The following is an 8,079-nucleotide window of genomic DNA, read 5'->3' as shown; positions in this document are numbered from 1 at the left end:
GCAGCGCGGCCGTAAAGCAGCAGTGTATTAACCAGCTACGAGGCAGGCTCATCGCGACGGTACCGCAATCAGGGCAATGAGCACCAGCGACAGGATGACTCCGACCGCCAGCGTTACCTGCCCGCTGCCGTCGCGAAGCACCTGCTGCAGGCCGTACAGCGCGGTCGCATTGGCGCCCATGTTGGCCAACAGTCCCCATGCACGGATGCGCATGGGGCCCAGGGGTCGATCAATCCAATCCATCGTATCCTCTCCTGTCACAGCGGCGCCAAGTAGTAACGAGAGATGCATCTTAGAAAGTTTCCGCGCCCGCGTCTGCCTCCAGACTATTGCCAGAAGTTGAAACTATTAATGAATTGCAGCAGCGCGAACCACCGGCAATTGGTTTCAGTCAACCACATCGGCGGGCTAGGCGCCCGGGCCCTGGACGGCACCCAATACCGGCGCCAATCGCGTCACCCAACGCGATGTCTCGCGCCTCCATGAGGCGCGCCGTGTGCTCGAAGCCAGTTACGCAACCCCCCGTCCATCCAGGAGCTGTCGCGCCTAGTGGGTATCAATACGACGAAGATCAAGCTTGGATTCCGAGAGTTGTTCGGGAAAACCGTCCAGGCGTTCATTATCCAACTACGGATGGAAACGGGCCTGATGTTGATCGAGAACACTGACCTGTCCATTTCGGAAATTGGCTATCGAGTAGGCTACAGCTTTCCCGCCAGCTTCACGCAAGCCATACGCAAGCACTACGGCAAGACACCGCAGGCACTCCGCTGCCTCGCCTGAACGGCAGAGAGTGGGCAACAGCCTTTCAACCGCTATATGTAGCAGCCATTTCAAGGCAATAGTAACCTGCCGGCATCAGCAAGCATTCAACAATATCCCGACTGCAGGATAGCCCATGAAAGCGACTCTCACCACCGCCCACGGCGACCGTTCCGTGTTGCACTACCACGAAGACTACCCGGACCCATCAGCCGGTAGCGGCCAGGTTGTTATCAATGTGGTTGCCTGCGCCGTCAACTTCCACGACGTCTTCACCCGCCGGGGCATGCCCGGCATACAGCTGGACCTGCCGGTCATCGTCGGCTCGGACATTGCCGGTACCGTTGTGACCCTTGGCGCCGGCGTCGATCCTCAGTGGCAAGGCAAGCGCGTACTTGTGGACCCGATTTACTTTCAGGACGGTAAACCCCACATGATCGGCGAGACCGTCGACGGCGGTCGGGCCGAGCAGGTGGCTGTGCCGGCAGGAAATCTCATCGAATTGCCCGACAGTGTCAGTTTTGACGCCGCCGCCAGCCTGCCGCTGGCCTACGGCACCGCCTGGCGCATGATGGTCACCATTGGCAAAGTAAGTGCCGGTGAAAAGGTCCTGGTGCTCGGCGCCAGCGGTGGCGTCGGCGTGGCTTGCGTGCAGATAGCCAAACTGCTGGGTTGCGAGGTGCTCGCCTGTGCCAGCAGCGAACACAAACTGCAGCGACTGCGGGAGATCGGTGCCGACCACGTGCACAACTACAACGAGTCCCCTTTCCGGGAGGGCGTGAAATCCGTGTTCGGCAAGCCGAGGCTGGATGGCAGTGGCGGGGTCAATGTGGCCGTGAACTTCACCGGCGGCGACACGATGTTCGACACGCAACGCTGCGTTGGCAAGGGCGGCCGCATCCTCACCTGTGGGGCAACGGCAGGCTATGACCTGCAGATCGACGCTCGCTACTGGTGGAGCTACGAGCACCAGATGCTGGGGTCGGACGGCTGGCAGCGCGGCGACCTTGAAGCACTGGTGGCACTCATTGCCGAAGGCAGGCTCGATCCCGTAGTGGAGAAGATACTGCCCATAAGCGAGGCCGACGAGGCCGAGCGCATGCTGGAGGACCGCGAGGTCTTCGGCAAGATCCTGCTGCAACCGTGAGTCGCGGATGAACGTTGCCTTTGCCAACCGGCGGGAGTACCTACGCCAGGATAAGGTGGATCGAAAGGCGCTGTCAGCGCAATGGGACGCACTGCTGGCCGATGACGCCCGCAGATCGCCAGATCGGCGTCAGTATGCGGTCTCGTGATGCCTTCCTGCGAAATAGACCACGTCCTGATTGGCTGCCCGTCGCTTGCTGACGCGATTCAGTGGTTCGAAACCACCACCTGCGCTTCCCCCCGACACGGTGGATCCCATCCCCGGCGCGGCACACGCAACGCTCTTTTGCCCCTGTCCGGCGAGGCCTACCTGGAGCTGCTCGCACCCGATTCCGCACAAGCTGCACGCTCGGTGGGCCGTGATGAGAGCGAAAAACTGACTGCACCGGCATTCTGCTGGTGGGCGCTGCGGTCAAGCGATCTGCCGACAATACAGGATACGCTGGCAACCTGTGGCGTTGCCTGTAGCGAGATACTGGCGGGAATCCGACAGACCAGCGACGGCAAGACACTGGAATGGTCGATGTTGATGACGTTGGATGACGAATTGGGAAGCCAGCTGCCTTTTTTCCTCGACTGGGGAGACGAAACTCTGCACCCTGGCAAGCGGGATCCCGCGGGCGAGATAGCGTCGTTGACGTTCAGCGGGCCTGCCGCATCACGACTCGCTGAGATACTGTCGCGCGTCGGGTTGCGGGACACCGTTGTTCATTGCGAGACTCGTGCAAGCTGGCAGCAGCATCTTGAACTGGTACTCGCTGGTCACCGGCACACTATCGCGGGGCCGGGATACCGTATGCCTTCCCTGAGCTAACGATCGCCCGAGATGTACCGCGATCCTCGTTGCGCGTTTAACCTAATTTTGCAGCCGCTGCGCTGATTCAAGAATTTCCAGGCGCTTGTCCAATGTATTCCGGTCCATAATTCGGCCACCTTGCATGACTGCGTGAATCTCTCGGGTATTGCGGATGTCAGCAAGTGGGTTGGCATCCAATATGACAAGATCCGCAATGGCTCCGGTCTTTATTTCACCCACCTTCCCGTCGACTCCAGAGAAACGTGCCGCGTGAATAGTCGCCGAGCGCAAGACATCTGGAATACTCAACCCCGCCTGCACTAGCCCGACCAGTTCATCGTGCAGTGAGAAGCCCCATGGCCCCATATCGGTACCCGCCAGTATTGGCACGCCGGCCCCGTGTAAAGCACGAATATAGGCGTCCATCATCTTGAAACCCGCCGCCGCGGACTCAAAGTCTGCCTCGCTGAAATTACTTAGCCATTTGGTCCCCGCACGGTCTTCCAGAATGCCACGCCAGCGGGGCTGAATGAAGAGAGACTCAGGTCGGGACAAGTATTCTTGGACACGTGGTGATGGAGAAAAGAACAATCGGGCGACTACCGTAGGGCAATGATATACATCGTAACGGGAAGTCAACTCTACAAGATCGCTCATGTGCGCTTCATTAACATACTGCCAGGCGAGCATCCTCGAGCGTAGATCATTGCCGGGTTTCTCCGGTGCGTTGTCATCTACAAGTAACTGAATCGACCCTCTCAGATGCTCAATTCCGATCTGCCCCCAACGCAACGCATTGTCCAGCCCTACCTCAATAGGAACGTGCCCGAGAACCGGGATGCCCAGCCGCTGGCCCTCTTCAATGAGTCCACGGTACGCCGGTATCGGCAGGTTGTTGTAAACCTTGATGTAGTCAAAACCGGCCTGATATTGTGCTCTGGCCTCCTGGACTCCCTCTTCTTCGGTGGAAATAAGCCGACGTCCCTTCGTCGTAATCAAGCCCTCCATGCCTTCTGGGGGATGTCCTTCGACAATAGGACCAGCGAGAAAAAGCCTTGGGCCGATTCGCTGTCCCAACGCAACCTCTGCGCGCCACTTCAGGTGTTTTGCCTCACCCATCAAGCTTCTGGCACCCAGCACTCCGTTGATAACCATGAGTTCGAGGTCGTCAGTCGTATCTGGGTGAACGTGCATATCCCAAAGACCGGGGATCACGAACTTACCGCTATAGTCAATGACTCTCAGGTCTGCATGGGCATCTGCTTGTCCACTGGCAGCATCGTGTGGGCTGATCTCCAAAATATTGCCATCGCGAATATATATGTCCTGCTGCTTTTGTACAGTGCCTTTCACCACATCGACAATATGGACATTCGACAAGAGAATAGAGTCGGCGTGTACGTTAAATGCGGTGAACAATAAGATTGCAAAGCAATAACTAGCAGTAATTCGGAACATGTATTAATTCCTCTGTGTGAGTTCCAGCGGCGTTGGTGAGCCAACCGTTGCGTCTGGCGCTGGAGCCCGGATACCCTTGCCGAAACGGGCATCCTCGATGAGTTTTCCTTTGCGGATAACCGGCCGACCACCGACGATCACGTATTCGATGCCCGCGGACGTTCGCGCCGGCTCATCATAAGTTGAACGGTCGATAACCGCCTGCGGATCGAATATCGTCAGGTCCGCATCCGCTCCCACCTGTACCCGCCCCTTCATTCTCATCGCCGGCACCCGGGCTTCGAGACGGCGCGCAGGCTCTATAGTCATTTTCGCCAGCGCGGCGGGTAGCGTCAGTCGGCCCTCTTCTCTGACATAACGCCCAAGCACCCGGGAGAAAGAACCGGAAACCCTGGGATGCCCGGTTCCACTTTCGATAAACCCGTCACTCGCGATCATGGTCAAAGGGTGCGTGACCGCCGTGCGGGTCATCGACTCCGTGCGGGCATGATGAATGATAATCCCGCCCTCGCTGCGCCTCGCACCGAAGCTCTCGCGGGTGAGCCACTCGCCGGTCTCCGCCCACTGGAACTTCCCGAACTCTTCGTCGGGCCAGGACTCCCAGTTGCTGAATTTGGCCGATTCAATGCGGGTCATGCCCGCACCGTAGGGGTAGGTCTCAGTGGTAACGTCCAGCCCCGCATCACGTGCCGATTCGATACGCGCGAGATACTGGTTGATCAGGGACTTGGCGGCGGAGGTCACGTGGACAACGTGCAGGGACGCGCCGGCTCTCGCTGCCAGCGCAATCGCCCGGTCCAAACCCTCAAGGCCTGCGTCCAGATGCACATGTACACTGGCATTATGCAGTGCGGCGAGCTCCATGACCTGCAGAACCTCCCGGTCAGACGCGGCGGGAGTGTACTCGAGGCCCATGCCAACGGCGACCGCTCCCCGCTCCAACGCTTCCGACAGCAGGGAGATCATCTCGTCGATCTCCGCCTGTGTCGCTGCCTCCCACGCTCCAGGCCCGGTGGGGAGCGACTCTGCAGGGTCGTCCATGACGATCATTCGAGCCTTGATGTGGCCCGCTCCGACGCCATGGTTTAGGTACTGCCCCCCGCTTCGCTGAGCATACCATTCATCCACATCGGCGGTCCCCACCTCGATCTCGAACGCGGAGGTGACACCGTCCTGGACCATGAGGCGGTACCCCTCCTCAGTCTGGCTGTGAACATGGAGGTCGATGAACCCGGGCGCGATGACGAGACCGTCCGCATCAATGACGGACTGTCCGTCGAGGTGTTCGGCCGACACGGCCTGAATGCTCGAGCCGTTTATTCCGACATTCATGACCGCGTCGAGCCCTGTCTCCGGATCGATCACCCGGCCGCCCTGGATCACTAGCTCATACACCGCGGCGGTCGCCGCGTGACCGGCCATCACGCAGACGGCGGCGATGAACGCCCGGCAAAAACGACCCGCTCCCCAAGGAATTCTCTGAGCCAACATGTCAGTCATCTCCGTCCCCCATCCGCAAACAGCACAAACATATCCTATCTGCCACCCCAAGGTACAACTTGTGCGGAGCGACGAAAAATCAGTCCGGGGCGTCCGCAGCTCGTCCCCTGGCAACAATGGGACGCCTTCGCGCACATCGCTGTACCTTGCGTATGCGGGTTACTATGGCGTAACGATGATCGTCACACCCCGCTCCCGGAATCGGCGGACAGGCAAGCGTAACCAGATACGATGGCAACAGGAGGCATATTGCGAAATCATTCGGCGGCCCAGGCACTTTCCGGCGTGGCACTTGTCGCTGTCGCCGGCTGGTTGGCATTCGATGCAGTCAGCACCGGCGGCCCAACCCGGTACCTGCAGGCGGCTTTCCCGCTCGCCGCGGCCTTGGCATTGCTGGGTCGCCGTAGCGGACTCCTCAGTACGCTCCTGGTATGGATGATCGCCGTGATGGCCGCGCTGGTCCGAGCCGGCTCGATAGCCTTGTCTGCAGTGGAAGTGATGACCGTGGTGCTTACAGCAGGCGCGATGCTGCTCGCGGCGGTGGCCTTCGCCGCCGCGCGCCGTAAGAGCTGGCTGCTTGCAGTACCAGTGGCGCTTGCGGTGATCGTGGTCGCCACCCTCTCCTTCGGTAGCATCCGCAACACGCTGACACCCATCGACAATCTATCCGTCTACGTGGAAATGGACGACGGTACCCGGCTCGCGGTCGACTACCGCCTGCCACGAGGCTTTGACGGCGACCCACGGCCAGGCATCATCACGTTCACCCGTTATCACCGCGCCTCCCGCCTGCGATTCCCCTTCAATCTCCTCTTCTCCACCGAGAGCGGGAATACTCAGCGACTGCTGGACGCAGGTTACGCGGTGGTTGTGGTCGATGTCAGGGGGGCGGGTGCGTCTTTCGGGACCCGGCCCAAGGAATTCTCAGAGCGCGAAATCCAGGACTACCCCCTCATCGTCGACTGGGTAGTTTCGCAATCCTGGTCGAACGGCGTCGTCGGCGCGGAGGGTGTCTCCTACGGAGGCACCGCCGCAGAGCTACTGATGTTGCAGGACCATCCGGCCGTCAAGGCAATCGCTGCACAGTACAGTCTGTTCGATGCCTACGACGATGCAGCATTCCCCGGCGGCCTGGAGAACGTACACATCACAACCGCCTGGGGCCAGATGCTGCGCGACCTGGATCGCAACGAACCGCCGCCCGGCGTTGGCTGGCTGGGCCGCCTCGCCTGGGGCGGTGTGCGGCCTGTCGACGGCCCCGAAGGCTCGCGGCTGCTCGAGGCCGCCATCGCACAGCACCGCCTCAACTACGACTTTTCGGACGGACTGGAGGTCGTTGAGTTTCGGGACGACCGTCTCGCCGGGCGAACAATATTCGACGGCTCGCCGGCCGCGTACCTGCCGGCATTGCGGCAGAACCGAACTCCCCTGCTGCTGGTCAGCGGCTGGCTTGATGGCGCCTACCAGGCGAGTGCCTTCAAGAAGCTTGCCAACAGCGACAATCCCGATCTTGACCTGGTGATTGGTCCGTGGGATCACGGTCCGGCAACCACCATCGATCCCTGCAAATACCGGCCCAACGCAAGGCGCGGAAACCGCAGCAGCTTCACTCTGCCATTCTTCGATTACTACCTGCGCGGCCTGGCGAACGGTTATGAACAACAGCCGAGGATCCGCTATTACATGCTGTGTGGAGGACAGTGGCATGCTAGCCAGTCCTGGCCGCCCTCGACGGCGGAATATCGCCTGTACTTGGAGGACGGCATGCTGGGCGAATCGGTACCTCTGGTAGCGGACATCCGCGAACATGCCGTTAACCCCGGCGAGACGAGCGGACCCGCCTCCCGCTGGGCATCACTGGTCCGTGTGCCGGGTACCGGCCTGCCCACGGGCTACGACGATCGCGAGGACCGCAGCGAGCGGCTCGCCAATTTCACGTCGCTACCCTTGCTGCAAGCGCTGGAGATCGCAGGACATCCCAGACTCCAGATCCAGCTGGAGTCGTCCGAACCTGACGGTGCGTTGATCATTTATCTCGAAGACGTTGCACCCGATGGTTCCGTGCGCTACGTGACGGAGGGTTCCCTCCGCCTGGGCAATCGCCGGGTGGACTCTCCCCCGCACTACAAGGACTACTCACCGGTGCGCTCACATCTGCGCCGCGATTTCGAACCCATGCCGCTGGGGCAAGCGGTGCCGATCGAAGTCGGATTGCTTCCCGTGGCCTATCGATTCGCTGCCGGGCACCGGATCCGTCTCTCCATTGCCGGGGCCGATGCAGACAATTTCGGGGAAGTTGCCCAGAAACCGCCAATTTACCGTGTTCACTGGGGGCCGCAGAAGCATACCTCATTTGTCCTGCCAATGGAGGCATCAAAGCCGCTGGTCTGGCATCGACCTCATCAGGAGTATCCCCA

At 60.4% G+C, this 8,079-nt stretch carries 7 protein-coding genes; 4 read left to right on the top strand and 3 right to left on the bottom strand.

Annotated features, from left to right (window positions below):
• Positions 1-48: 48 nt before the first annotated feature.
• Positions 49-243, bottom strand: a complete 195-nt coding sequence (locus RJQ10_RS06605) for a hypothetical protein (RefSeq protein WP_350144857.1) — start codon at positions 241-243, stop codon at positions 49-51.
• Between the two features lie 306 nt (positions 244-549).
• Between RJQ10_RS06605 and RJQ10_RS06600 the strand changes: the two genes are divergently transcribed.
• The 3 genes from RJQ10_RS06600 (at position 550) to RJQ10_RS06590 (ending at position 2,722) form a co-directional block, all read left to right on the top strand.
• Positions 550-783: a helix-turn-helix transcriptional regulator gene (locus RJQ10_RS06600; RefSeq protein WP_350144855.1), complete on the top strand. Its 234-nt coding sequence runs from the start codon at positions 550-552 to the stop codon at positions 781-783.
• 115 nt (positions 784-898) lie between these two features.
• A complete protein-coding gene (locus RJQ10_RS06595) occupies positions 899-1,909 on the top strand; it encodes a zinc-binding dehydrogenase (protein ID WP_350144853.1) in 1,011 nt (336 codons plus the stop codon).
• A gap of 147 nt (positions 1,910-2,056) precedes the next feature.
• A complete protein-coding gene (locus tag RJQ10_RS06590; protein ID WP_350144861.1) occupies positions 2,057-2,722 on the top strand; it encodes a VOC family protein in 666 nt (221 codons plus the stop codon).
• Positions 2,723-2,764: 42 nt separating this feature from the next.
• Here RJQ10_RS06590 and RJQ10_RS06585 read toward each other — a convergent pair whose 3' ends face one another.
• Positions 2,765-4,162, bottom strand: coding sequence for an amidohydrolase family protein (locus tag RJQ10_RS06585; protein ID WP_350144851.1), 1,398 nt, complete (start codon positions 4,160-4,162; stop codon positions 2,765-2,767).
• Between the two features lie 3 nt (positions 4,163-4,165).
• A complete protein-coding gene (locus tag RJQ10_RS06580; RefSeq protein WP_350144859.1) occupies positions 4,166-5,653 on the bottom strand; it encodes an amidohydrolase family protein in 1,488 nt (495 codons plus the stop codon).
• Between the two features lie 258 nt (positions 5,654-5,911).
• Here RJQ10_RS06580 and RJQ10_RS06575 point away from each other — a divergent pair.
• Positions 5,912-8,079: CocE/NonD family hydrolase (locus RJQ10_RS06575; protein WP_350144849.1), on the top strand; the 2,168-nt coding region annotated here is incomplete at its 3' end.

The sequence above is a fragment of the Haliea sp. genome, from assembly GCF_040222615.1.
GTDB lineage: Bacteria > Pseudomonadota > Gammaproteobacteria > Pseudomonadales > Halieaceae > Haliea.
This window is presented reverse-complemented; position numbering and strand designations above follow the sequence as displayed.